This is a genomic window from Pigmentiphaga soli (assembly GCF_039541095.1).
GTDB lineage: Bacteria > Pseudomonadota > Gammaproteobacteria > Burkholderiales > Burkholderiaceae_B > Pigmentiphaga > Pigmentiphaga soli.
Window position 1 is genome coordinate 1 of the sequence record NZ_BAABFO010000052.1, and the last position, 1132, is coordinate 1132.

General features: G+C 68.5%; 2 protein-coding genes. Both read left to right on the forward strand.

Annotation, left to right across the window (positions count from 1 at the left end; all coding sequences use genetic code 11):
• Nucleotides 1-254: carboxymuconolactone decarboxylase family protein (locus tag ABD927_RS24480; RefSeq protein WP_345252504.1), on the forward strand; the 254-nt coding region annotated here is incomplete at its 5' end.
• An 8-nt stretch (nucleotides 255-262) separates the two neighbouring features.
• A partial coding sequence (locus ABD927_RS24485) for an NAD(P)-dependent oxidoreductase (protein WP_345252505.1) occupies nucleotides 263-1132 on the forward strand: 870 nt, incomplete at its 3' end.

Genomic DNA, 1132 nt, shown 5'->3' on the forward strand with positions numbered 1-1132 from the left:
AGTACTGCTGGGGCGACGTCTGGTCGCGTCCTGGCCTGGAGCGCCGCACCCGCAGCCTGATCAACCTGGCGATGATCGCCGCGCTCAACCGGGCCGACGAACTGCACGTGCACGTGCGCGGGGCGATCAACAACGGCGTGACCAAGGAAGAGATCCAGGAAGTGTTCCTGCAGGTGGCGATCTACTGCGGCATGCCGGCCGGCCTGGGCAGCTTCAAGGTGGCCCGCGCGGTGTTCAAGGACATGGGGATCTGAGGCGCGCCATGGCGGAACAATCGAAACTGAAACTGGGCTTCGTCGGGGTCGGGGTGATGGGCCGGCCGATGGCGCGGCGGCTGATCGAGGCGGGCTACGACCTGACGGTGTTCGACGTCAACCCGCAGGCGGTGGCCGAGCTGACGGCGATCGGGGCGCAGGGCGCGGCCAGCGCCAAGGGGGTGGCCGACGTGGCCTCGATCGTGTTCACCAGCATGCCGACGGTGGCGGTGTTCAAGGCGGTGCTGGCCGGGGCGGGCAACATTGTCGACGGCACGGCGGTCAAGCTGGTGGTGGACCTGTCGACGGTGGGCTCGGCGGCCACGGCCGAAGTGGCGGCGGCGCTGCAGAACAAGGGCATCGACATGGTCGATGCGCCGATCAGCGGCGGGGCGGCCGGGGCCAAGGCGGGCACGCTGGCGATCATGCTGGCGGGCAAGAGCGAGGCGCTGGAACGGCTGGCGCCGATGTTCCAGGTGCTGGGCAAGACCTTCGTGGTGGGCGACAAGCCGGGGCAGGGTCAGCTGATGAAGCTGCTCAACAACATGCTGTCGTCGACGGCGTTCGCGGTGACGGCCGAGGCGTACGTGGCCGGGATCCGGGGCGGGCTGGCGCCGGAAACGATGATGAACGTGTTCAACGCGGGCAGCGGGCGCAACAACGCGACGTCGGACAAGTTCCCGAAGTACGTGCTGCCGGGCACCTTCGACTTCGGCTTCCCGATCTCCAGCGTGTGCAAGGACATCGGGCTGGCGGTGGAAGAGATCCGGGCGCTGGGGGTGCCGAACTGGGTGGGCGCGCAGTCGCGCCAGCTGTGGGATTCGGCCTACCGGCAGGACGGCGCCGCGAAAGACATGACCTCGATGGTGCAGTTCATC